22 protein-coding genes and 1 pseudogene are annotated in these 23,901 nt (G+C 58.3%); 20 read left to right on the forward strand and 3 right to left on the reverse strand.

Annotated elements, in window-relative coordinates; translation table 11 throughout:
* Window positions 1–100: 100 nt before the first annotated feature.
* Window positions 101–709: a TetR/AcrR family transcriptional regulator gene (locus AAF739_10330; GenBank protein ID MEM6383061.1), complete on the reverse strand. Its 609-nt coding sequence runs from the start codon at window positions 707–709 to the stop codon at window positions 101–103.
* A 119-nt stretch (window positions 710–828) separates the two neighbouring features.
* Here AAF739_10330 and AAF739_10335 point away from each other — a divergent pair, with 119 nt between their 5' ends.
* The 8 genes from AAF739_10335 (at window position 829) to ugpC (ending at window position 10,735) form a co-directional block, all read left to right on the forward strand.
* On the forward strand, window positions 829–1,521 hold the full coding sequence (locus tag AAF739_10335) for a PspA/IM30 family protein (protein ID MEM6383062.1): 693 nt from the start codon (window positions 829–831) through the stop codon (window positions 1,519–1,521).
* Window positions 1,522–1,548: 27 nt separating this feature from the next.
* Entirely contained in the window at window positions 1,549–1,830 is a 282-nt protein-coding gene (locus AAF739_10340; protein MEM6383063.1) for a YiaA/YiaB family inner membrane protein, read from the forward strand.
* Window positions 1,831–1,902: 72 nt separating this feature from the next.
* Window positions 1,903–5,316 carry an acyl-[ACP]--phospholipid O-acyltransferase gene (locus AAF739_10345; GenBank protein ID MEM6383064.1) on the forward strand — a complete coding sequence of 1,138 codons (3,414 nt, stop codon included), beginning with the start codon at window positions 1,903–1,905 and terminating at the stop codon, window positions 5,314–5,316.
* 68 nt (window positions 5,317–5,384) lie between these two features.
* Entirely contained in the window at window positions 5,385–6,230 is an 846-nt protein-coding gene (locus AAF739_10350) for a patatin-like phospholipase family protein (protein ID MEM6383065.1), read from the forward strand.
* 276 nt (window positions 6,231–6,506) lie between these two features.
* Entirely contained in the window at window positions 6,507–7,811 is a 1,305-nt protein-coding gene (gene ugpB / locus AAF739_10355) for a sn-glycerol-3-phosphate ABC transporter substrate-binding protein UgpB (protein MEM6383066.1), read from the forward strand.
* Window positions 7,812–7,874: 63 nt separating this feature from the next.
* Window positions 7,875–8,756 carry a sn-glycerol-3-phosphate ABC transporter permease UgpA gene (gene ugpA / locus AAF739_10360; GenBank protein MEM6383067.1) on the forward strand — a complete coding sequence of 294 codons (882 nt, stop codon included), beginning with the start codon at window positions 7,875–7,877 and terminating at the stop codon, window positions 8,754–8,756.
* Between the two features lie 80 nt (window positions 8,757–8,836).
* Window positions 8,837–9,673 (forward strand): sn-glycerol-3-phosphate ABC transporter permease UgpE, encoded by an 837-nt coding sequence (ugpE, locus tag AAF739_10365; protein ID MEM6383068.1) that lies wholly within the window; start codon window positions 8,837–8,839, stop codon window positions 9,671–9,673.
* 9 nt (window positions 9,674–9,682) lie between these two features.
* Window positions 9,683–10,735: a sn-glycerol-3-phosphate ABC transporter ATP-binding protein UgpC gene (gene ugpC / locus AAF739_10370; GenBank protein ID MEM6383069.1), complete on the forward strand. Its 1,053-nt coding sequence runs from the start codon at window positions 9,683–9,685 to the stop codon at window positions 10,733–10,735.
* Between the two features lie 12 nt (window positions 10,736–10,747).
* On the opposite strand, the gene AAF739_10375 is transcribed toward ugpC, so the two are convergent.
* The gene (locus AAF739_10375) at window positions 10,748–11,926 is read right to left on the reverse strand and encodes a cytochrome c peroxidase (protein ID MEM6383070.1); all 1,179 of its coding nucleotides are present in this window, start codon (window positions 11,924–11,926) and stop codon (window positions 10,748–10,750) included.
* Between the two features lie 249 nt (window positions 11,927–12,175).
* The gene (locus tag AAF739_10380) at window positions 12,176–13,231 is read right to left on the reverse strand and encodes a LacI family DNA-binding transcriptional regulator (GenBank protein MEM6383071.1); all 1,056 of its coding nucleotides are present in this window, start codon (window positions 13,229–13,231) and stop codon (window positions 12,176–12,178) included.
* A gap of 160 nt (window positions 13,232–13,391) precedes the next feature.
* Here AAF739_10380 and AAF739_10385 point away from each other — a divergent pair, with 160 nt between their 5' ends.
* The 12 genes and pseudogenes from AAF739_10385 (at window position 13,392) to AAF739_10440 (ending at window position 23,866) form a co-directional block, all read left to right on the forward strand.
* Window positions 13,392–13,592, forward strand: a complete 201-nt coding sequence (locus AAF739_10385; GenBank protein ID MEM6383072.1) for a hypothetical protein — start codon at window positions 13,392–13,394, stop codon at window positions 13,590–13,592.
* Between the two features lie 14 nt (window positions 13,593–13,606).
* Window positions 13,607–14,752 carry a TRAP transporter substrate-binding protein gene (locus AAF739_10390; GenBank protein ID MEM6383073.1) on the forward strand — a complete coding sequence of 382 codons (1,146 nt, stop codon included), beginning with the start codon at window positions 13,607–13,609 and terminating at the stop codon, window positions 14,750–14,752.
* A gap of 132 nt (window positions 14,753–14,884) precedes the next feature.
* Window positions 14,885–15,400, forward strand: a complete 516-nt coding sequence (locus AAF739_10395) for a TRAP transporter small permease (protein MEM6383074.1) — start codon at window positions 14,885–14,887, stop codon at window positions 15,398–15,400.
* Between the two features lie 14 nt (window positions 15,401–15,414).
* A pseudogene (locus AAF739_10400) lies at window positions 15,415–16,747 on the forward strand (TRAP transporter large permease).
* A gap of 12 nt (window positions 16,748–16,759) precedes the next feature.
* Window positions 16,760–18,067 carry a histidinol dehydrogenase gene (gene hisD, locus AAF739_10405; protein MEM6383075.1) on the forward strand — a complete coding sequence of 436 codons (1,308 nt, stop codon included), beginning with the start codon at window positions 16,760–16,762 and terminating at the stop codon, window positions 18,065–18,067.
* Window positions 18,060–18,821: an SDR family oxidoreductase gene (locus AAF739_10410; protein MEM6383076.1), complete on the forward strand. Its 762-nt coding sequence runs from the start codon at window positions 18,060–18,062 to the stop codon at window positions 18,819–18,821. The genes hisD and AAF739_10410 overlap by 8 nt, the downstream gene beginning before the upstream one ends.
* Window positions 18,818–19,801 carry an alcohol dehydrogenase catalytic domain-containing protein gene (locus AAF739_10415; GenBank protein MEM6383077.1) on the forward strand — a complete coding sequence of 328 codons (984 nt, stop codon included), beginning with the start codon at window positions 18,818–18,820 and terminating at the stop codon, window positions 19,799–19,801. The genes AAF739_10410 and AAF739_10415 overlap by 4 nt, the downstream gene beginning before the upstream one ends.
* Window positions 19,802–19,813: 12 nt before the next feature.
* A complete protein-coding gene (locus AAF739_10420; protein MEM6383078.1) occupies window positions 19,814–20,104 on the forward strand; it encodes a UxaA family hydrolase in 291 nt (96 codons plus the stop codon).
* A 9-nt stretch (window positions 20,105–20,113) separates the two neighbouring features.
* On the forward strand, window positions 20,114–21,292 hold the full coding sequence (locus AAF739_10425; protein MEM6383079.1) for a UxaA family hydrolase: 1,179 nt from the start codon (window positions 20,114–20,116) through the stop codon (window positions 21,290–21,292).
* A gap of 47 nt (window positions 21,293–21,339) precedes the next feature.
* A complete protein-coding gene (locus AAF739_10430) occupies window positions 21,340–22,359 on the forward strand; it encodes an Ldh family oxidoreductase (protein ID MEM6383080.1) in 1,020 nt (339 codons plus the stop codon).
* Window positions 22,356–23,432: a putative sulfate exporter family transporter gene (locus tag AAF739_10435; protein MEM6383081.1), complete on the forward strand. Its 1,077-nt coding sequence runs from the start codon at window positions 22,356–22,358 to the stop codon at window positions 23,430–23,432. The genes AAF739_10430 and AAF739_10435 overlap by 4 nt, the downstream gene beginning before the upstream one ends.
* A gap of 26 nt (window positions 23,433–23,458) precedes the next feature.
* Window positions 23,459–23,866, forward strand: a complete 408-nt coding sequence (locus AAF739_10440; GenBank protein ID MEM6383082.1) for a universal stress protein — start codon at window positions 23,459–23,461, stop codon at window positions 23,864–23,866.
* Window positions 23,867–23,901 lie beyond the last annotated feature (35 nt).

Here is a 23,901-nt window from a genome sequence, read left to right on the forward strand (position 1 = left end):
TCGTTCAAGCTCGGTACCCGGAACGGCTTGGATTTGAAAATCCGCATCCCTTTCATCTGCTGCTAGGCAGATCATCAGCGGCCACGGTAACCCGGATCGTTCATTGCCCAGCCGGCCTTGTGTCCCGGGCTAACTGCTCGACCACAAAGTCCATTTCCCTGTCGAAGGTATCGCCTTCGAGACCGACAAACCTGTTCTCAATGTTGATCAGGACGACGCCATGCACGGCTGCAAAGCAACTCCGTGTTCTTGCCTCCAGATCCTTTTGAGAAAGTGAAGGATTGAGCTCGGACAAGGCACGCCCGATGATGGAGAGAAGAGCAATATTCTGCTCACGATGCTCGTCCGGTATCGTTCGACCCTCTGGGAGTTGATGGCCAAATAGCGCCTCCCAGAGCTTTGTGTTGCCGCGCGCAAACGCATGGTAGGCATGCGCAAGCCTTTTCAGCCGTTCCAAAGGGTCTTCGAGGCCAGCAACGGCGTCCTCGATTGTGGCTCGTATCCGCCCAAGCGTGATCGAGTTCACGTTGATCAGTATGTCATCGAGATCTTCGTAGTATTTGTAGACGGACCCCACCGAGTAGCCGGATCGTCGCGCTATCTCTCGCGCATGAAGTGCCGCCATTCCGTTTTCCTGTACGCACGTTAGAGCAGCTTCCAAGAGCTTTCGCGCAGCCTCTTCGCGCTTCGCTTTCTGAATACCGGCCATTAACCCTCGTTCCCCGCAAATCGCAGAAAAATGAACGTAGTTCACTTTTTTTGTTGACGATGCCTGACACGCGTGCTTTTGTCAAAAAGTGAACAATGTTCATTTTTTGGAGAAGCCACATGCTCAAGATGATCAACACGCTCTCTAAGGCCCTCTTGTCCACTGCAACGGACCGGGCGGGAGAGCGTCATGCCGTTACCATTCTCGGCCAGCAGGTTCGCGAAGCGGCCGCGTCGGTGCAAAACGCCAAGAAGGCGGTTGCCCTCGTCAAAGCGCAAAGCGAGCAGGAACGCCAACGTGCCGCCAAGGTGCATGCTACAATCGCTGACCTCGAAACTCGCGCGCGCGCCGCGCTTGAGAAGAACGAAGAAAAGCTGGCGCAAGAGGCCGCAGAGGCCATAGCGGTGCTTGAAGACGAGCGTGCCTCGTCACAGCGGGCGCAGGATGCATTTGCGCACGAACTTAAGCGCCTGACCGCGAAGGTTCATAATGCGCAGGCACGCCTGCGAGAGTTGCAGCGCGGCCAACGGGTCGTTACCGCGCGCGACCAAGTTCGCAAGGTTGGCAATCGTCTCTCCGTCGCTGACGAAGGCGCTCTAAGCGACGCTGAAGAAACCCTCACCAAAATTGAAGAACGCCAACAGGCGCTCGACCTCGCCGATAGCGCTTATGCGGAACTGTCGGTGTCTGAGGATCCTTCCGACATTGTTGACCGTCTCGCGGACGCAGGTTGCGGAACCTCAAAAACCACCAGAGCGGACGACGTACTGGCCCGGCTCAAGAAGACGCCGGAACCCGATGCCGCCGCCTAAGACACTCTCAAGCAAGGAAACACGATCATGACAGAACCGACCACGTCCCATTCCAAATACTGGATGCTTTTCACCGCCGCCAGTTTCGGCATTGCCGCGCTGATGATGGCTCTGGGGATCTACAACCTTCAAGCCAGCTTCTCGGCGAAAGGCTTCTACGCCATGTCCGCGATCATGCTGGTCCATTCGGCCCTCACGCTTAGCAAAACGCTCCGTGACGCCGACGAAGCCAAGAAGCTGCACAATCGCCTCGAAGACGCCAAGACCGAGAAGCTGCTTCTCGATACCTCTGGCACGGAAACGATCTGATCGAGCGGCTCGCCGCCCACGCGGCGGCGAGCCGTTGCTGCATGCCGATCTCGAAAAATGGGAACCAAGACAATGTCCTCCAACCTGATGACTTCAAGGCGCTTTGCGCCGATGTTCTGGACGCAGTTTCTTTCCGCCTTCAATGACAACTTTCTCAAGAATGCGCTGATCCTGCTCATCCTGTTTCAAGTTGGCGGCGCCAACTCACCGACCGCCGGTTCAGGCGTTCTCGTCACACTGGCAGGGGCGGTTTTCATCGCGCCGTTCCTGTTTTTGTCCGCATTGGGCGGACAGCTCGCCGATCGCCACGATAAGGCAAAGGTCGCCCAACGACTGAAGCTGGCGGAGATCGGAGCGGCCCTCGTCGCGGTTGCCGGGATGGCGACCCAGTCGCTTCCAATTCTGTTTGCAGCCTTGTTCGCCTTCGGTGTTGTTTCGGCGCTCTTCAGCCCAATCAAGTTCGGCATTCTGCCGGATCATCTGAAACCCGCAGAGCTGCCGAAGGCTACCGCATGGTTTGAAGCCGGCACGTTCCTGGCGATTCTTGGCGGAACAATCGGCGCGGGCGTTCTGTTCGCCACTGGAGCGCCCCTTGTGCTGTTTGCTCCGGTGATGATCGGCTTGGCGATTGTCTGCTATCTGGCATCGCGGGCCATCCCTGCGACGGCAGTGGGTGATCAAAATCTCTCCATCAATCCCAATATCTTCGCCTCAACATGGCGCATTCTCACAGACCTCCGCTTGGATCGTCGCATCGCGCGGACCGCGCTGTTCAATGCATGGTTCTGGACGGTCGGAGCGGCTGTACTCGCCCTGCTGCCCATCATCGTGAAAGACGTCTTGATGGGCGACGAAGCCGCTGTCACCTACTTCCTCACAGTCTTTGCTATTGGGGTTGGCCTTGGCTCCGCAGCCGCAGCGTGGCTGAACGCAGGTCGTGTTGTCTTGCTTCCTGCTGTCATTGGAACAGCCTTGATGGGTGTCTTCTGCTTCGATCTATTTACGGTCCTCAGCTCGGTGAACGTATCGAACGCTCCGAATTTGCTAACGTTCGTTGGCCAGCAAGACGTCATCCGCGTAAGCTTTTCCATGGCCGGTCTCGCCTTCGCTGGCGCCATGCTGGTTGTACCTGCCTTCAGTGCACTTCAAACGTGGGCAAGGCCGGAGCGGCGGGCGCGTACCGTTGCCGGAGCCAACGCGCTTTCGGCCGGCTGTATGGTTCTGTCTGGCATCGCGCTCGCGGGTGCGTTCGCAGCAGGTTTCTCAGCCATTGAAGCACTTGGTGCCCTGGCTGGGCTCAACGGACTGGCCGCTGTCATCTTTACGAAGTTGTTGCCAACCAACCCGCTGCGTGACCTGGTGTCGATCATCTATCGCGCTTTCTTTCGGCTTGAGATTGAAGGTTCGGACAACCTCGAAAAGGCGGGTGAAGCACCCATCCTTGTTCTGAACCATACGAGCTTTCTCGACGCAGCATTGGCGCTGACAATCACCGAGAAAGCTCCGACGTTCGCCGTGGATACTCGGATCGCAAAGGCGTGGTGGGTACGCCCATTCCTGAAGCTGGCAAGCGCGCTGCCCCTTGATCCCACGCAACCAATTGCGCTGCGTTCCTTGATCAACGTTGTCCGAAAGGGTGAACCGATGGTCATCTTCCCTGAGGGTCGGCTGACAGTGACCGGCGGCCTGATGAAGGTCTATGATGGCGCGGCCATGGTCGCCGATAAGACTGGCTCGAAGATTGTGCCGATCCGTATCGACGGATTGCAGAAGACGCATTTCACACGCCTGTCAGATGGCCAGGTTCGCAAGAGCTGGTTTCCCCGTGTGAAGGTCACAATCATGGAACCGCAAGATTTGGTCATTGACCCGGACCTGCGAGGAAGTGAACGGCGCGCAGAAGCGAGCCGCAGACTGCACGGTATCATGTCCGATCTGATCTTCGCCACGAGCCTCGATGAGCGCGCCACCGTGCTCGACCGCGTCATTGGTGCGGCCAAGGAGCACGGCATGCGAACAATTGCCGTTGAGGACCCGGTGAGCGGCCCAATGTCCTATGGTAAGCTTCTGACGGGCGTCGCGGTGTTGGCGCGTAAGATAACGGGTCTGACTCCGGGCGAGCCAAACATCGGCGTCATGCTGCCCACGGCAAATGGTTCGGTCGTGACCACCCTCGCTGTCATGTCGGCTGGCAAGGTTCCAGCGATGATGAACTTCACGGCTGGCGCGGCTAACATGCGTTCTGCATGCACCGCGGCCCAGGTCCGAACGATTCTGTCCTCGCGCGCTTTCGTGGAGCAAGCCAACCTCGAAGACGTTGTCGCGGAACTGGAGAAAACCGTTCGGTTCGTATGGCTTGATGACGTCCGTTCGCAAATCTCGGTTCTTGAAAAACTTAGAGGTCTGCTTGGACGGAGACGTCCCCTTAGCGCTTTGCGCGGCGGCGATGCTGGCGTCATCCTATTTACGTCCGGTTCGGAGGGAACACCCAAGGGCGTTGTGCTGAGCCATCGCAACATTCTGGCAAACGCCGCGCAGGCGATGGCAAGCATTGACTTCAATCCGACAGATAAAGTCTTCAATGTTTTGCCGGTTTTCCATTCTTTTGGACTGACGGCTGGGACAATCCTTCCGCTGATCTCGGGCGTGCCAGCCTATCTGTATCCATCGCCGCTCCACTACCGGATCATCCCCGAGCTCATCTACAGCTCGAACGCGACGATCCTGTTTGGAACCGATACATTCCTCAATGGCTATGCGCGCATGGCGCACGGCTACGACTTCCGCTCGGTTCGTTACTGCTTTGCCGGCGCGGAACCCGTGCGAGCAGCAACGCGCCAGCTGTTCATGGAGAAGTTCGGTGTCCGTGTGCTTGAGGGCTATGGTGTCACGGAGACGGCGCCGGTCATCGCGATCAATACGCCCATGCACAACAAGCCCGGCACCGTTGGTCGCTTGCTTCCGGGGATCCGTGCAAACCTGGAAACAGTGCCCGGCGTTCAAGATGGCGGTCGCCTGCTTGTCTCAGGTCCAAACGTGATGGCTGGCTACCTCAAGGCCGATGAGCCTGGCGTCCTGCAGCGGCCCTCGGATGGTTGGCACGACACCGGCGATATCGTCAGCATCGACGCCGAGGGGTTTGTCACCATCAAGGGACGCGCCAAACGCTTCGCCAAGATCGGCGGTGAAATGGTGTCGCTGGCGGCGATTGAGAAAGTCGCCACTGAGGTTTGGCCGGGAACCCTCTGTGCTGCGTCTGTTTTGAAAGACCCCCGCAAAGGCGAGCGCGTTGTGCTGTTCACCGAGGCGGCTGGTGCCGATCGCTCAGACTTCCTCGCGTTTGCGAAGCAAAACGGCGTTCAGGATCTCATGGTCCCAGCCGAGGTGCATAGCGTTCCGTCAATTCCGGTTCTGGGCTCCGGCAAGGTGGACTTCGGCGGCGTCGACCGCCTGGCATCCCAGCTTCAACGACCGCTGGCTGCATAGCCTAGGTAAGAGCCATGGGCGGAAGACATCCGCTCGTGGATACCTCCGAACAATCAAGGGGAAACCCCATGACGACATTCTCACTCGCCCTCGGCGCCGGCGGTGCACGTGGACTGGCCCACCTTCACGTTTTGCGTGCGTTCGATGATCTCGGTATCCGCCCGCAGGCGATGGCTGGCACATCCATTGGCGCGATTATGGCTGCCGGCTACTGCGCTGGCATGGACGCACGGGAGATCGAGGCGTTCGTCGAGGGGCGCATCAACAACCGCCTCAAACTTCTGCAGCAGATCTTCCGGACGGTCCCATCCGACTTCGAGACCTTTCTGAGGGATGGCGGTCTGCGCATCGGAGAACTCAATCTCGAACGGATCCTCGAGGTCTTCCTGCCGGAACAGATTCCCATGACATTTGCGCAGTTGCGCACACCTCTTGCAGTTGTAGCAACCAAGTACCATGCGGAGACAGATGCGGTTTTTAAAACCGGAAGTATCCGCCCGGCGCTCGCGGCCTCGGCGTCAATGCCGGCGGTGTTCCTTCCGGTCCAGGTCGGTGGTGAGTTTCATACAGATGGCAGCGCCACGAACCCAGTCCCAATGAACGTGATCAGTCCTATGGCTGATTTCACAATCGGTGTTGACGTTGCTGGAGGGTCACTTGGTGAGCCGGGTAAGCGGCCCCATATGGTGGACGTTGCCTACGCTGCGAACGGCCTTATGCAAAGAACGATGGCGCGGCAGATGGCAGAGGCGCTTGATAATGCGACCCTGTTACGCGCTCCGGTAGCACAGTTCCGACCACTCGACTTTCTGAAGGCCCGGCAAATTCTGAGCGAAACCTCCAGCCTTCATGATGAAACGAAACGGCTTATCGAGCGCCTCGCAGCCAGCGGAGAACGTCCCCGAAGGTCATGAGACGGGTGAGTTGAATTATTCCGACCATTGCCCGTGAACGAGGTGGTGTGACACTCGTTGGTATGACGCGGCCAAGGCCTTTGAAAGCCAACCGTATCGAGTTGGCCACGCGGCTTTAAGTCTGTGAAATACAGAAAGAAAAAACGTCACAAAACATTCACACGCCTTTCAAGCTGTTGTCACGTTGAGCCGGCTACGGCATAGTCCTGCCACGCGTCCACCGCCGGGTTTTCCCAGGTCGACGAGAGGCGCGAAGAAACAGGGAGAGTGAAACTCATGATCAAGTCGATGATCGTATCGGCTGCAGCGGCAGCTACCTTTTTAACCCCCGTCGCTGCATCAGCACAAACTGAAGTGCAATTCTGGCACGCGTTCACTGGACGGCTTGGCGAACTGGTGGCTGAGCAGGTTGAACAGTTCAATGCGAGCCAAAGTGATTATGTGGTCGTTCAGACGCATAAGGGAAATTACTCCGAGACCCTGAACGCAGGCATCGCCGCCTTCCGGGCTCAGGAACAGCCGCACGTTCTGATGGTGTTCGAAGTTGGCACCGCGACGATGATGGCGGCGGAAGGTGCCATACGCCCGGTCTATCAGGTGATGGGCGAGAACTTTGACCAGTCCGCCTACATCGGCGCCGTGACCGGCTATTACACGACGCCAGACGGCAACATGCTCTCACTTCCATACAACTCGTCAACGCCGGTGCTTTGGGCCAACCGCGATCTGCTGACCCAGGCCGGTGTCGCAGAGGATGCCGATCTGTCAACGTGGGAAGCCGTTGGTGAAGTGCTGCAGCAGGTCAAGGATGCAGGCATTGAATGCCCCATGACCACCGCTTGGCAGAGCTGGATCCACCTCGAGAACCTGTCCGCCTATCACAACACGCCATTTGCAACTCAGGATAACGGCTTTGCGGGGCTTGATACCGAGTTGGCGTTCAATGGCCCGGTTCAGGTTCAACATGTGCAGACGCTTGGTGATTGGGCGCAAGAGGGCAAGTTCATTTACGCCGGTCGCCGCAATGAGGGTGGCGCAAATTTCCGCGCTGGCGAGTGCGCGTTGTTCACGGAAAGCTCCGCTGGCTATGCGGGCATCTCTGCGGAGGCGGAGTTTAACTTCGAAGTGCATCCACTGCCTTACTGGTCCGGCGCAGTCGATGGTCCGCAAAACACCATCATTGGTGGGGCGTCTCTGTGGATCATGGAGGGTCACGCCGATGAGGAGTATGCCGGCGTTGCGGCCTTCATGGACTTCCTGTCGTCAACCGATATTCAGGCCAAATGGCATCAGGATACTGGCTATCTGCCGATCACGCTGGCGGCCGGCGATGCAACCCGTGAAATGGGCTTTTACGATGAGAACCCGGGCACTGACATCTCCGTGATTCAAATGACGGCCAATGAACCGACCGCAAACTCGTCGGGCCTGCGTTTGGGATCGTTCGACCAGATTCGCGGAATTATCGACGAGGAACTGGAGGCCGTCTGGGCTGGTGATAAATCGGCAGAGGAAGCTCTCACATCCGCTGTGGAACGTGGCAATGTTCTTCTGCGCCGGTTCGAGCAGGCCAACGACTAAAAAACGCAACCCTCCTGGCTACGGGCGTCGTATCGCCGTCCGCAGCCAGTTACGACACGGCTCATGGAAAAGCGTGTTACCTTTCAGGGCTGGCTATTGCCTGTGGCGCTGATTGCGCCGCAGGTTTTCATTTCGGCTGTCTTTTTCTTTTATCCGGCCGCTCAGGCCGTCTGGCAGTCGCTGTTCATCCCCGACCCCTTTGGCCTATCGATGGAATATGTCGGGCTTGGGAATTTCGAGTTCCTGTTCTCCGACCGTTTCTACCGTGCGTCTTTCGTAACAACGGCGATTTTCTCAACGCTGGTTACCGTCGTCTCAATGATCCCCGCGCTGCTTTTGGCCGTCCTTGCAGATCGGCTGATCAAGGGTGCAGGTGCCTATCGAACACTCCTCATCTGGCCCTACGCCATTGCTCCGGCGGTCGCAGGCGTTCTGTGGTTGTTCATGTTCAACCCGCGCATTGGCGTCGTCTCCTTCTACCTTGGCCAGCTTGGCTATGACTGGAATCATGTGCTGAACGAGGGTGAGGCCATGGGCCTCGTCGTGGTTGCTTCAGCGTGGGGGCGTATCAGCTATAATTTCCTGTTCTTCTTTGCTGCCCTTCAGGCGGTGCCCAAATCCGTTATTGAAGCTGCGGCCATCGATGGTGCCCGTTTCTGGCGTAGGTTCTTCACGATTGTTCTCCCGCTCCTGTCCCCAACCACCTTCTTTCTTCTGGTGGTCAATGTGGTCTACGCCTTCTTCGAAACGTTCGGCGTCATCCACACCATAACGTCCGGTGGACCCCAACAAGCCACAACCATTTTGGTCTACAAGGTCTATGCTGATGGATTTGTCGGTCAGGATCTTGGGTCGTCGGCCGCACAGTCCGTTGTACTGCTATTCGTGGTCGGGCTGCTGACTGTGCTTCAATTTAAGTACATCGAGAAACGGGTTCACTACTGATGGCTGTCGCGGCTGATCCTCACTCCACCGCTGTGAGAGCCGACGCTGGTCTTAAGAGCGAGAAAGAGCCCCTTCCTGGTATGGTCGAAAAGCGGGGGAGTAGCCTATGGCTGACCCACCTTCTTATGATCATCGGGGTGCTGATCGTCTTCTTCCCGATCTGGCTCGCCTTTGTCGCCTCCACGGTCACCCAACAAGACATCGCCCAAGCACCGATGCCGCTCTTGCCTGGTGACAAATTCCTCGAAAACTACACCCGTGCGCTTTTCTCCGGCGTCAACGTGCCTGTTGCGACGATGCTCACCAATTCCCTGATCATGGCACTGGGCATTGCGATTGGGAAAATCATCATTTCCCTGCTTTCGGCCTTTGCGATCGTCTACTTCCGCTTTCCAGGCAGGAACATCTTTTTCTGGATGATCTTCATCACACTGATGCTTCCCGTAGAGGTTCGCATCGTACCAACTTTTGAAGTTGTTGCTGGCTTTGGCATGCTTAACAGCTATTCGGGTCTTATTTTCCCGCTTATCGCAAGCGCGACGGCAACCTTTTTGTTTCGGCAATTCTTCTTGACCATTCCCGATGAACTCGCGGAGGCCGCTCGCGTTGACGGCGCTCGGCCCATGCGCTTCTTCATTGACATCCTTTTACCGATGAGCCGGACGAATGTGGCGGCGCTTTTCGTTATTTTGTTCATCTATGGATGGAATCAATATTTGTGGCCGCTCTTGATCACCACCGACCCAGAAATGAACACGATCGTGATGGGTCTCAAGCAGATGTTCCCGTCCGGCGATGACCTCGCTGATTGGCCGGTGATCATGGCGACATCGATGCTGGCGATGATCCCGCCCATCATCGTGGTGATCTCGATGCAGAAACTGTTTATCCGCGGCCTTGTGGACAGCGAGAAATAGGACAGGATCTTGGCAACGGTTGATCTGGACAATGTAAAGAAGCGTTTCGGAACCACACAGGTTCTGCATGGGATTTCGACCGAGATCGAGCAGGGCGAGTTCATCGTCATCGTCGGGCCATCCGGGTGCGGAAAATCGACCCTTTTGCGGATGGTTGCTGGTCTTGAGAGCGTGTCCGAAGGCGAGATCCGTATCGCGGGCAAGCGCGTGAACGAGCTTGAGCCCATGGATCGTGATATTGCCATGGTGTTCCAGAATTACGCGTTGTACCCGCACATGAGCGTGCGTCAAAACATGGGTTACGGGCTTAAGATTGCCGGCTTTTCGAAGCAGGCTATCGAGGCCAAGGTCCAGCAAGCGGCCAAGCTCTTGCAGCTGGGAGACTATCTCGACCGACGACCCAAGCAGCTCTCCGGTGGGCAACGTCAGCGGGTTGCGATGGGCCGCGCAATTGTTCGGGAACCTTCAGTTTTTCTGTTTGATGAACCGCTTTCCAACCTGGATGCCAAACTCCGCGTTCAGATGCGTGTTGAGATCAAGGAATTGCAGGCCAAGCTTGGGATAACCTCGCTGTACGTTACCCATGATCAAGTGGAAGCCATGACCATGGCGGATCGGATGATCGTTATGAATGCAGGCGTGGTGGAGCAGATTGGATCGCCGCTTGATGTCTATGAGCGTCCGAACACCCTGTTCGCTGCACAGTTCATTGGAAGTCCTTCGATGAATGTCATGCAAGCCTCCGTCGCTGACAATGCCATCAAGCTTGCCGGTTCAACGATCGCGCCGAGCTCATTGTCCGATGGGACGATCAAGCTGGGGATCCGCCCCGAGCATGTATCGATCAATGCAGATGGTCCGTTGGCCCTAAGCGTCCATCTTGCCGAGCCTCTGGGGGCGAACACCCTGCTGCATGGGAAATTGCAGGAGAGCGATCTGCCCTTCACTGCTGCCGTGGCTGGCGTGTATCGAACCGGCTCGGCTCGGGAGGTGGTCAATCTGATGCCCGACCCTGAGCATCTCCATGTTTTCGATCACGCGTCCGGAACAAGGATCTCTTGAGAACAGACGTGCTCACTCGTGTGTGTCGAGAAGGTGCTCGTAACGGGCGTCCGTGAGCGTTCTCAAGAAAGCAACAAGGGCATCTATGCGCTTGTCGTCCAGGGCGGGTCCGTGCTCAAGTTTATCGAGCGATAGCGTTTGAGGTACCGGTGGCGGATCGAAGGCCAAGCCTGTTTCGGGATTGATCAGCCGCTCGTCGGACCGGGTGTTGTACGTGTTGTAGAACAGAACAACTGTCCGAAGATCGGCAAACACCCCATTGTGCATGTAAGGACCTGTCACGGCGACGTTGCGCAGAGTTGGAGTTCTGAAACGGCCAACTGTTTCTTCTGCCGCATCGACATCGGGGTTTAATGCAAGACCACCATCGATCGTCCCTTGTTGGACGCCGTTACGGTCTCGAAGTGTCCAGTTTTGCGGGGTACCGATGTTGTGGAACAGGTAATCGCTGAACGTTTCCTGTGGGTCGATAGCGCTGCGCGAGGTCTGGTGGCACTGATTGCAGTTGGTGAACTGCTCGGAGAAAAACAGGATCCGTCCAAGCTCTTCCTGATCTGTAAGCGCCACTTCGCCGCGTAAGAAGCGGTCATATTTCGAGTCAAAGGGCGCGAAGAAATCGGTGCGCTCGAACGCCGCGATTGCTTCAGTCATAGCTGTATAGGCTGCGTCCGGATCTTCCAGAACCCGTTCTCCAAACAGAGCTGGGAACGCACGACGATAGGTGTCGTTCTCGACCAACCTCTCAAGGATAGCCGCCGTGCTCGGCATACCCATCTCGCCGGGATTGAGAGGCGGGCCAGCGGCTTGATCTTCAAGCGTTGCTGCGCGTCCATCCCAAAATTGCCCACCGACCCATTCCCCATCCTCATTCCTGTGAAAGGTCGGAATGAAGGCCGCATACGAAGCGGTCGGCGCGTTGCGGTCGCCCAGAGAAACGCCATCATCGCCCAATGAGGCCACATCGCGAGGGTCCGCAAAGCCGAAGTTGGGGTCGTGGCATGATGAGCATGACTGGCTGCGGTTTGCCGACAGGTTCACATCAAAGAACAGCATCTCGCCAAGCTCTTCCAACGCAAGCTGCGTCGTTTCAATATTGGCGTTGGCGGGCGAAACGCTGTTCTTGCTCAGAAACCCAGAAGCGGCGACCAAACTTGCAATGACAAGAGCGAGGGGAACCAGAAGAGCACGCATGATGCCTCCAATCCAGTCATTAAGCACACCGGCGAAGTCTATGTCATATCTGCACGAATGCTTATTTGTTCTCGAGATGTGCAATGAAGAGCCCATATGCTTCTTGTAGCCCTCTTGTCAGAAAGGCTGTTGGGCTTCCGCGCTTTCGTTGGGAGGTGTCCTGAGCTTGTGCGAGCTACCGGGCTCCGAAAACCAAGGTGACGAAGCTTCTTTGAGGACAGAGAATGAAGGCCGCTTTCAAGAGCTGAGCTAAGCTGCGCCCTTTGGTCTTTCGAGTGTGCCCCGCTCGACAATCTTCGTCTCCAGGGCGGTTTGCTTGCCGATGTGATCACCACGGATAAGGTTGACGAGCAACCTTGCGGCCGCCTGTCCCATCTGGCGATGCGGAACGTGCACCGTAGTGAGCGGCGGAAAAGAGATCTCGGCCAATTCAATGTCGTCGAACCCGGTGATTGAAACGTCGCCGGGAACCGACAGGCCCATTTGACGCGCGCGTCCGAGGGCACCCACGGCCAGAACGTCGTTGCCGCACAGAACCGCAGTTGGAGGAGCATCTCGGCCCATCAGTTCGGCGAAGGCCTCAGCCCCGTTGGCGATCGCGTACGTAACTTCGACAATCGGAACACTAGCCGCTGGCAAACCGGATTGTTCAATTGCCGAGAGGGCGCCTTTCACGCGCTCGCGTGCTCTGTCGTTGTAGGCTGTCGGTGCAGATATGATCGCGAGCCTTCTGTGCCCGAGTGCCAGGACTTTGCGCGTCAAGGTAGCCATGGCGTTTCTGTTATCGAACCCAACGCAAGGAACAGGCGCGTCGTCGCGGAATGCCCAGGCAGTGACCAAGGGCACCGCGCGATCTTCGAGATAGCGATAGACGGAACTTTCCCGGTCCGTGCCTATGAGCATGAGGGCGTCCACGCCGCGTGCGACGAGCTTTCTAACCTGCTGTGCTTCTAGCTCGGGATGATAGCTCGAACTCGCAACCAGAAGGGTGTAGCCATGCGCGCCAAGCTCTTCCTGGAACGCCTGCAAACCACGCGCGAAAATAGCGTTGTCCATGGTTGGAATGATCGCGCCAACGGTACCAGTCCTACTCGCAGCCAGAGCTTTGGCGCTGAAGTTTGGCTGATAGCCGAGCCGGTCGACTGCGGCGAGGACGCGCTCGCGGGTTTTCTGGCTCACCCGCTCGGGTTCGTTCAACGTCCTCGATATCGTAGCCGTCGACACGCCGGCCTCGCTGGCAACGTCATCGATTGTAGGCTGCGTCCGCCTTCGGCTTTCACCGGTGGTGGAAGCTTTTGAATCCATGGCCAAATTCTCCCAATCATCCTGTGAGTGTGCGCTGCACCATCTCAAGCAGAACGCTAAGCCATAGCAAAGCTTACAAAAAAAGTCGTGCGATGGGGGGTTTACACGCCGAAATGTAAGCGCTTACATATCCATGTTAGTGCAGCCAAGGATAACAAAAATGTTTTTTGCACTCGCCGGACTGCTGTTCGTGGCCTTCGTCGGAAACGTCGTTTCCGGATCGATCAACGGCACCGCCGTTTTAAGCAATGTGCAGGAAATGCTGCTGCTTTTTGCGGCCGCCATCAGCTTTTCGGCTGCAATTCTTGTCGCTGAGTCCAAGGCGAAATCCAAAAACGAACAACCAGAACAATCTGAATGATCCTTAGGGAGGACATGATGGACGACAAAAACCAAATTAAGTCGGTCGAGCGCCGCAACTTTATGCGTCTGGCGGCCAAGGGCGGTTTCACCGCTGCGGTGGTTGCGGGCGCTGGTGGAGCGCTGCTGTCAGATGAAGCGATGGCGCAGACTGCAGCTGAAGAGCGCGAGCGCGAGGCCGCTGCTGATCACATCATGACGTTGGCCACAGCCTACGTGCTGGGCGCGTCGCGTAGCTATCCGATCATGCAGCTGGACCTCAAAGAGAACATCCAGAACATGACCAACGGCAAGGTTTATGTCCGCCTTGCCCCCGGTGGTCAGCTTGGTGCCGGTGGTGCGCTTGCTCAGGCCGTACAGGGTGGCACCATACAGTGTGCGCAGCACTCGCTGTCCAACTTTGCGCCGTTTGCCTCGGTCGTCGACCTCATCAACCTGCCTTACTTCTGCGGCTCAAATCAGCGCTTCACCAACCTCACATCGTCCGCGGCTTGGAAGGAAGAAGTCGATCCGAAAATTGCGGCTTCCGGCTTCAAGGCGCTATTCTATATCGTCATCGATCCGCGGGTCGTTGCTGTCCGACAGGGTGGCAATGCTGTCATCACACCTGGCGACCTGTCTGGCGTGAAGTTCCGCGTTCCCGGCTCGGCGATGCTGCAGCAGTATTACCGCATGGTCGGCGCCAACCCGACGCCCGTTGCCTGGGGCGAAACGCCCTCCGCCATTCGCCAGGGCGTTGCCGATGCGCTCGACCCATCTGTTGGCGCCCTGCACGTGTTCGGTTTTGGCGAGATCCTAAGCCATGTCACCTTCACGCAGGCCGTGCCAGACAGCCAGGTCTACTCGATCAATCTTGAGTGGTTTAACAGCCTTCCGTCGGACGTGCAGGAAGGCATCGAGTTCGCTGGTGAGGTCACCCAACACCAGAACCTCTCAAAGGTTCCATCGGCCCGCTCCTATGCCATGTCGCAGCTCGTTGCGAACGGCGTGGAGTTTCACAGTCTGTCGGACGATCAGCTTGCCGAGTGGCAAGATGCCGGTGGGTACCAGAACAGCGATTGGGATACGTTCAAGACGGATCTGGCGGGCGACATGGATACGTTCGCACGCCTCGAAGAGGCAGCAGGCACGCAGGCACGCTACTACGTCCATGATGCCTAGTCTCTGACGCCTAATCCCGATCGGGTCGGCGTAACCCAGGCGCCGGCCCCTTCCACCTAACGAAGAACCGAATGCGGCCCCACCGGGGGCCAGCGGCATAGAGCCAGCGTCTGGGCCGCACGGGAGGACTCCATGACTGCCCTGTACAAGGCGATAGACAAGAACGGCGAGCGTTGGCTCCTGCTCATGTTCTACGTGATGCTCGTCGGTACCATGTTCATCGAAGTGGTGCGGCGCGAGGTGTTCTCCTACTCGTCGATCTGGGGCGAGGAGATCGTTCGCTACTGCTTCATCTATCTCGCCTGGATCGGTGCCGCCGCAGCCGTCAAGGAACGCGGGCACATCCGTATCGACGTGATCATGAATTACGTCGGGCCGCGTATGAAAGCGCTCCTGTACATGTTCGGCGACATTGTGATGCTCGTGATCGCGGTCATCGCGCTCTACTGGTCCTGGGAGTCGGTGCACGTCTCCTGGAAATTCCAGTCGGTCAGCCATGGCCTGCGCGTCGGCATGTATTTCTTCCTGTTCGCAGTTCCCTTCGGCTTTGCGCTGGTGATCTTCCGCCTGGTGCAGTCCTTCCTGCGCGACCTCAAAGACCTTCGTGACGGGCGACCCGTCTACGAAGGCGACAAACTGTTCGACTAAGGAGGGCGCAGACCATGATGTGGCAACAGCTTGGGCAAGCCGAACTGATCCTCGGCTGGGATTTCTACGCCCCCGTTATCTTGTTTGTGGTTCTTGTGGCGCTGGCCATCCCGGTTTGGGCGGCCATCGGCGCGGCGACAGTTCTCATGCTTGTGTGGTCGCAGGCGCTGCCGCTCAGCCTTGTTGGCGAGAAGCTCTTCTCGGGTATAGACGCCTTTGCGCTCACCGCAGTTCCGCTCTTCATTCTGACCGGTGACGTTCTGGTGCGGACAGGCCTCAGTCGAAAATTTCTCGACGTCGCTGAGGCGCTAACATGTTGGGCGAAAGGTGGCTTCGGTTCCGCCACGGTGCTCGTGTGCGGCATGTTCGCGGCCATCTCCGGCTCAGACGCTGCGGGTGCCGCGGCCGTGGGCCGGATGACCATCGATCGTCTCGTCGAGAGCGGCTATCCGAGACCCTATGCCTGTGCGCTTGTCGCTGCCGGCGCCTGTACGGGCATCCTGATCCCGCCCTCTATTGCCTACATCATCATCGGCCTTGTTTTGGGGGGTCGCGGTTTCAACGCTGTTCCTCGCAGCGGTAATCCCCGGTCTGCTGATCCTGTTTTCCATCCTGGTCACCAACATTGTCATGAACCGGCTGAACCTATGGGAGGGCGGCGGTATCATGACGACCGCCGAATGGGGCGCAAACCTCTGGAAGACGATCAGGTCCGGTTGGTACGCGTTTCTTGTGCCGGGCATCATCTTCTACGGAATCTTCTCTGGCCGGCTGACACCGACCGAAGCAGGCGCTGTCGCCGTCGTCGTGACCATCGCGATTGGCTTCATTATCCGGACGCTCAAGTTCTCCGATTTCCCGGCAATGCTGGTGTCGTCTGCAAAGGTGAATGGCGTGATCCTGCCGATCATCGCCTTCTCTATCCCGCTTGCCGAAGCGCTCGCCATCATCGGTGTGCCGCAGGGCTTTGTCGGCGCGCTCACATCGGTCAGCGAAAATGAGTTCATCCTGATCCTCATGATGGTGGTGATCTTGATCGCGGCTGGCTGCGTGATGGAAACCACGCCAAACATCGTGATCCTGGCGCCGATCCTCTGGCCGCTCGCGCAAGAGATCGAGATGAACCAGGTTCAGTTCTGCATCATGATGATTACGGCGCTGGGGGTTGGGTTCATTACACCGCCCCTTGGGCTCAATCTCTTCGTGGTGTCGGGAATAACCGGCGAGTCGATACTGAAGATCGCATTCCGCGCCATCCCCTTCGTCTTCTTCATGCTGATCGTGACGCTGATGATCGCCTACATCCCGGCGTTCTCCACGTCGCTGCTTCCAGAGATTAACCGATAGGACGCGTGCGTAATGACCGTTGAATACCTCAAGAAAGCTACGCTGACCTCGGATAGCGACGCGGGCGACACGCACAAGATTGTGCAGTCGATCCTTGATGATATCGAGGCTGGTGGTGACGCCAAAGCGATGGAGTATGCGGCGAAGTTCGACCGGTATGATGGGCCTGTTTTGCTCACCGCTTCGGATATCGAAGCTGCCGCCGCGAAGGTGCCAGAGAAGCTCAAGCGGGATATCGCCTTCGCCGCCGCCAATGTCCGACGTTTTGCTGAGGCGCAGAAACAGACCATCAAAGACATAGAGGTCGAGGTCGTCCCCGGTCTGATTGCTGGTCAGAAGAGCATTCCGGTTTCAGCGGCAGGCTGTTATGTGCCCGGCGGTCGCTACAGCCACATCGCCAGCGCGATCATGACCGTCACCACCGCGAAGGTGGCCGGATGTGAGCACATCGTGGCCTGTTCGCCGCCACGGCCCGATATCGGTATCAACCCCGCGATCGTTTACACCGCGCATATCTGCGGAGCCGATACGATCCTTGCCTTGGGTGGGGTGCAGGGCGTCGCGGCCATGACCTTTGGCCTATTTGGGCTGCCAACAGCCAACATCCTGGTTGGCCCTGGCAATCAGTTCGTTGCGGAAGCCAAGCGCATCCTTTTTGGTCGAGTTGGGATCGATATGTTCGCCGGTCCAACTGATAGTCTCGTTCTTGCCGATGGCAAGGCCGACCCGATGATCGTTGCTGCCGATCTCGTGGGCCAAGCGGAACACGGTTACAACTCGCCTGTCTGGCTCGTGACCGACGACCGTACGCTTGCCGAAGAGGTCATGAAGCTGGTCCCAGCGCTCATAGATGCTCTGCCGGAGGTTAACCGCGACAATGCCAAGGCCGCGTGGCGGGACTATGCAGAAGTCATTCTGTGCGCTGACCGCGAAGAGATGGCCGCAACGTCCGACGCCTATGCCCCAGAACACCTGACTGTGCAGGCCGAAGACCTCGATTGGTGGCTTGAGCGCCTGTCCTGCTACGGCTCGTTGTTCCTCGGCGAGGAGACCACTGTCGCATTTGGCGATAAAGCCTCGGGAACGAACCACGTTCTGCCCACCTCCGGTGCGGCGTCCTACACTGGCGGCTTGTCGGTCCATAAATTCATGAAGATCGTCACCTGGCAGCGTGCCACGCGCGATGGAGCCAAGCCAATTGCCGAAGCGACGGCCCGTATTTCACGCCTTGAGGGCATGGAAGGCCACGCTCGCACGGCCGACATTCGCCTCAAAAAGTATTTTCCTGAGCAGGAGTTCGATCTGTCGCCTGATGCCTGATTTGAGCGCTCTTTTCAGCGTTGCTGGCCGCGTCGCCTGCGTCACAGGTGCAAGCTCTGGCCTTGGCCGACGTGCTGCAACCGTGCTTGCGGAAGCGGGGGCGCGGGTCGTTGGCGTGGCGCGGCGTGCCGAAGCGCTGGAGAGTTGGCAAGGTGAAACCGATGGGGAGACCAGCGCGGTCTCCGGCGATATTGCTGATCGAGTGCGCCTGCGTAAGCTTGCGGACGATATATCGGCTGCGTTCGGCGCGCCGGACATTGTGATCCATGCGGCGGGGCTGAACGCCCGCGAGGTAGCCGATGATGTAACGCCCGAAGGCTGGGATCAGACGCTTGCCGTCAATCTGTCCGCCCCGTTTTTTCTGAGCCAGGCCTTCGTGCCTGCCATGCGTTCCTCCGGGTGGGGACGAATCGTTCTGTTCACCTCCCTACAAACGTTCCGAGCCTTTTCAGGGGGCATCGCTTACGGAGCTTCGAAAGGGGGCGTCGGGCAGCTAACGAGGGCGATGGCCGAGGCATGGTCGAAGCACGGAATAACCACCAACTCGATAGGACCGGGTTTCTTTGAGACCGAGCTAACCGCGCCGGTGTTTGCCGATCCTGCTCGCGCCCAGCGCAATGCTAATCAGACTTGCATAGGCCGGAACGGCGAGCTCAGCGATCTCGACGGCCCGCTTCTGTTTCTGTGTTCGCATGCGTCCAACTATGTCACCGGACAGAACATCATGCTCGACGGGGGGTTCACGGCCAAATGAAGGCGCTTGTCTACACCGCTCCCGAGCGCCTGGAATATCGCGATGCTGATGATCCGGTCCTGCGCGATGGGGAAGCGCTTGTTCGGATCGAAAGCGCCGGCATTTGCGGCTCCGATATGCATGCCTTTTTGGGCCATGATGAGCGCCGCCCAGCGCCCTTGATTTTGGGGCACGAAGCGGCTGGGACGATCGTCGCAGGCTCTGATGTCGGGCGCCGTGTGACGATCAATCCCTTGGTGACTGATCCATCAAGCGCTGCAAGTCGATCCGGGCGCGACAATCTGTGTCCCGCTCGGCAGATAATCTCCTTGCCGCCGCGCGAGGGCGCGTTCGCGGGCTACGTTGCGATGCCGCTGACAAACCTCGTTACGGTGCCGGACGATGTAAGTCTCGATACAGCCGCTCTTGCGGAACCGTTGGCCGTCAGTTGGCATGCCGCTCGCCTTGGCCTTGAAAAGCTCCATCCTTCTGATGACCGCAGGGCCCATGTCATCGGGGGAGGCGCCATCGGGCTTGCCGCCGTTCTTGCCCTCGACGCGATGGGTCTGGAAGTTGTGACGCTATCCGAACCGAACGCGGAGCGGGCAGCATTTTTGTCCGAGACCTGCGGGGTGGCCATCGATAACGCGCCCGCCGATGGAACCGTGCCGCTTGTGTTTGATGCCGTTGGTTTTGCCGCGACACGGGCCGCTGCATCTGCGTTGGTGAGCCCCGGGGGTGCCATCGTGCACATCGGTCTGGGGAGCGCAGATGGGGGGCTCGATATTCGCCGCATCACGCTGCAGGAAATCAGTTTTGTCGGCACCTACACCTACACAATGCAGGACTTCCGACACACCTGCGCCGCGATTTTCGACGGCCGTCTCGGCCCGCTCAACTGGACCGAGGCGCGTCCGCTATCCGATGGCGCTCGCGCCTTCCAGGACATTCGTCAAGGGCGCATTGCTGCGCCTAAAATCATTCTCAAACCTGCCCATTAGGAGACACCAATCATGTCCGAAATCCCCCATCTGCTTGTCCATGAGAAAGCCGACAATGTCGGTGTGGTCGTGGTTGAGGGGCTCACGGCCGGTACCGACATGCTGTGCTGCATCACCCACGACAACTCGACCTTCCGCCTCACCGCGAAACACGATGTTCCGATCGGTCATAAGGTTGCGCTGACCGACCTCAAGGAAGGCGATACCGCGATGAAGTATGGCGAAGACATCGGCAAGATCATCGCCAACATCGGTCAGGGTGAGCATTTGCACACCCACAACTGCAAAACCAAGCGCTGGTAGGGGCACACAATGTCGAAATATTCCAACATTACCTTCCACGGCTACCGGCGCGAAAACGGCCGCGTGGGCGTTCGCAACCATGTGCTCATTTTGCCGGTGGACGATATCTCTAACGCCGCGTGTGAGGCTGTTGCCAACAACATCAAGGGCACGCTCGCCATCCCGCACGCCTATGGGCGCTTGCAGTTTGGCGAAGACCTTGAGCTGCATTTCCGCACCATGATCGGGACGGGCTCAAACCCCAACGTGCATTCGGTTGTCGTCATCGGGATCGAGCCGGGTTGGACCAAGCGCATCGCAGACGGCATTCGGGAAACCGGCAAGCAGGTAGCGGAGTTCTCGATCGAGCAAAAAGGCGATCTCGAAACGATCCGCGCCGCTTCCTGGGCTGCGAAAGAGTTCGTCCATCAGGCCTCCGAAACTCAGCGCGAAGAATGCTCGATCAAGGAGCTTTGGGTCTCCACCAAATGCGGTGAATCGGATACGACGACCGGTCTGGGTTCCTGCCCGACGGTTGGCAACATGTACGACAAGCTGCTGCCCGAAGGCATCACCGGTTTCTTCGGTGAAACGTCCGAGATCACCGGCGCTGAACACATCTGCCAGAAGCGCGCCATCAACGAAGAGGTGGGTGAGCGCTGGTACAAGATGTGGAAGGCCTATCAGGACGACGTCATCTTCGCGCACCAGACCGATGATCTATCTGATAGCCAGCCAACCAAAGGCAACATCGAGGGCGGTCTGACTACCATTGAAGAGAAGGCGCTGGGCAACCTTGAGAAGATCGGTCGCACCTCGCAGTTCATCGAGATTCTGGAGCCGGCAGAGCAGCCGAAGTCAGGCGATGGATTGTATTTCATGGATTCGTCGTCCGCAGCTGCTGAATGTGTGACGCTGATGGCTGCGGGCGGCGCGGTGGTGCACACCTTCCCGACAGGGCAGGGCAACGTCGTCGGCAACCCGATCGTGCCCGTCATCAAGATCACCGCAAACCCGCGTACTGTTCGCACGATGGGGGAGCATGTCGATGTCGATGTCTCAGGTATCCTTAGGCGCGAGATGACAATCGACGAGGCCGGCGACGAATTAATCGATATGATCCGCCGGACTGCCAATGGCCGCAACACTGCCGCAGAAGCGTTGGGGCACCGAGAATTCTCGATGACCAAGCTTTATCGAAGCGCTTAAACGAGCGAAGGTGGCGGCCCAATTTGCCGGTCGCCACTGTCTTGTCCATGTCTGAAACCGTCACGCTGTCCATTGTTGAGGCCGAGGCGTTCATCGTTCGCGCGTTGATCGCCAACCGTGTGCCGGATGTGGCAGCGTCCAGCGTAGCAAGGGGATTGGTTGCGGCCGAAGCGGAAGGCCAGACCGGCCACGGCTTTTCACGCGTGGCCGATTACATCGGGCAGGTCCGGACGGGCAAGATCATCGCAGACGCCGTCCCCTCAACACGAAAGACTGCCCCGAGCACTTTGCGGACGGACGCGGGGCACGGTTTCGCCTACCCCGCACTCGACCAAGCTATCGAATGTGGGTGCGCGCTTGCTGCCGAGATGGGCGTCGCCTCGGTTGCGGTGGCCCACTCGCATCATTGCGGCGCTCTATCGCTGCCGGTCAGGCAGATCGCTGAAAAGGGGATGGTCGGCCTGATGATGGCGAATGCACCGGCGGCAATCGCGCCATGGGGTGGCCACGTTCCGCTCTACGGCACCAATCCGATTGCGTTCGCGGCGCCGCGCCCGGTAGGCGATCCGCTCATCGTTGATCTGTCGCTTAGCCGCGTTGCCCGCGGCAAGGTGATGCACGCGCACAAGACGGGGCAGACTATCCCCGAGGGTTGGGCGCTTGATCCCGATGGTAACCCCACCACCGATCCTGAGCAGGGCTTGGCCGGAACCATGGTCCCGATTGGCGAAGCTAAGGGGACCGCACTTGCTCTGATAGTGGAAGTTTTCGCGTCATTGATGACCGGCTCGTCGATGAGCAAAGATGTTTCCAGTTTCTTCACTGCCGACGGTCCGCCCCCTGACGTGGGGCAGTTTCTGTTGATTTTCCGGCCGCCAGAAGGCGCAGATTTCGGTGCGCGCCTCGATGCGTTGCTGAGCCTTATCGAACAGCAGGATGGGGCACGCGTGCCCGGAGCGCGCCGCGCGGCACTTGCCCGGCAGGCCGCCGCAAACGGCGTTGCAGTGCCAAAGGCATACATAGACGGCATCGAACAATTGGCGGTCGAGGGGGTAGTGTCCCAGTGACTGACACGACGCGCGATGCTGAACCCGGCACGAGGCGCCGGCACTCCATGCAGGTCGCTCTCGATCAGACCAAAAGGTTTGGATCACTCGTTCCTGGCCTCGTGTTGGCTGTTGCGATTGCGGCCGCAAGCCAACTCATTGCGGATAACTCGATCTTTCCGGCGATGCTTTTGGCGCTTGTCTTCGGGCTTGCGCTCAACCGATTGAACTCCAACGCGACGCTCAAACCGGGCATCGCTTTCGGGGCCAAACCCGTACTGCGGATCGGGGTCGCTCTGCTCGGCGCGCGCATCAGCTTCGATATGGTGGTTGAATTAGGTCTGCCGATGGTCTTGCTCTTGGCGCTGAGCATCGCTGCTACCATTGTGTTCGGCGTTCTGCTTGCAAAGCTGACCAACGCGAAGACCCGCTTCGCCGTGCTTTCGGCTGGCGCGGTCGCCATTTGCGGTGCGTCGGCGGCTATCGCCATTGCTTCGGTTCTTCCCAAGGAGAGGACAAGCGAAGACCGGTTGGTGTTTACGATCGTCGGCGTGACCGTTCTATCCACGGTGGCAATGGTCCTGTATCCGGTGATCACGAACACGCTGGGCCTCGATGACAGAACCGCCGGCATTTTTATGGGCGCGGCGATCCATGACGTCGCCCAGGTGGTTGGCGCCGGCTTTTCGATCTCCGATGAGGCGGGTGAGATCGCGACGCTGGTGAAGCTGCTTCGGGTCTCTATGCTCGCGCCCACGGTGCTCGTCATCGCACTTCTCGCTCGCCGCTACGCGCGTGAGGAGGTCGACAGTTCCGGCAAGCGGCCGCCGCTTCTTCCAACGTTTGTGGTGGTATTCATTGTACTGGCTGCGATCAACACGTTCTTCGCGATCCCTGCGCCGATAACAAGCTTTGTTGCCTCCGTTTCCGGTTGGCTGCTTCTGATTGCTATCGCCGCGGTCGGCGTGAAGACCAGCCTATCCGATGTTACGCAGGTTGGCGGTGGGGCTGTTGCCGCGATAACCGCCCAGACGGTTTTCATCGCTGTGTTTGTCGCCTTGGGAATGCTCACTCTGGCTTCGCTGCAAGGTTAAGCCGCATCAGTTGAAAGGACGCTGTGGTGTTCAAGAAAATCCTGATTCCGGTTGCTCTCGATCATGAGAAGCTGATTGCGCCGAAGCTCGCAAAGGCTCGCGAACTGCTTGAACCCGAAGGAACAATTACGCTTTTTACGGTGCTGGAGCGGGTGCCGGGCTTTGTTGCTGAGTTCGTAACGGTCAAACCGGAGAACCACCTGACAGCGTCAATCCTCGAACGTCTGAAGACCGTGGCAGCCGATGATCCGGCGATCGATTGCCAGGTTGCCGTCGGCAAGCCGGGTATGGAGATCGTGTCTTTTGCCAAAGCCAATGGGCACGATCTGATTTTGATTGGGTCACAGTCTCCGGATGCCATCGACTACGCTCTGGGTTCGACAACGAGCCGCGTGGTGCGTCGGTCCGGATGCTCCGTCCTTGTTTTGCGCTAAGGCGCACGCGACCTGAAGCCGACCCCAGGTCCGGG

Source organism: Pseudomonadota bacterium, assembly GCA_039024915.1.
Lineage (GTDB): Bacteria > Pseudomonadota > Alphaproteobacteria > Rhizobiales > MH13 > MH13.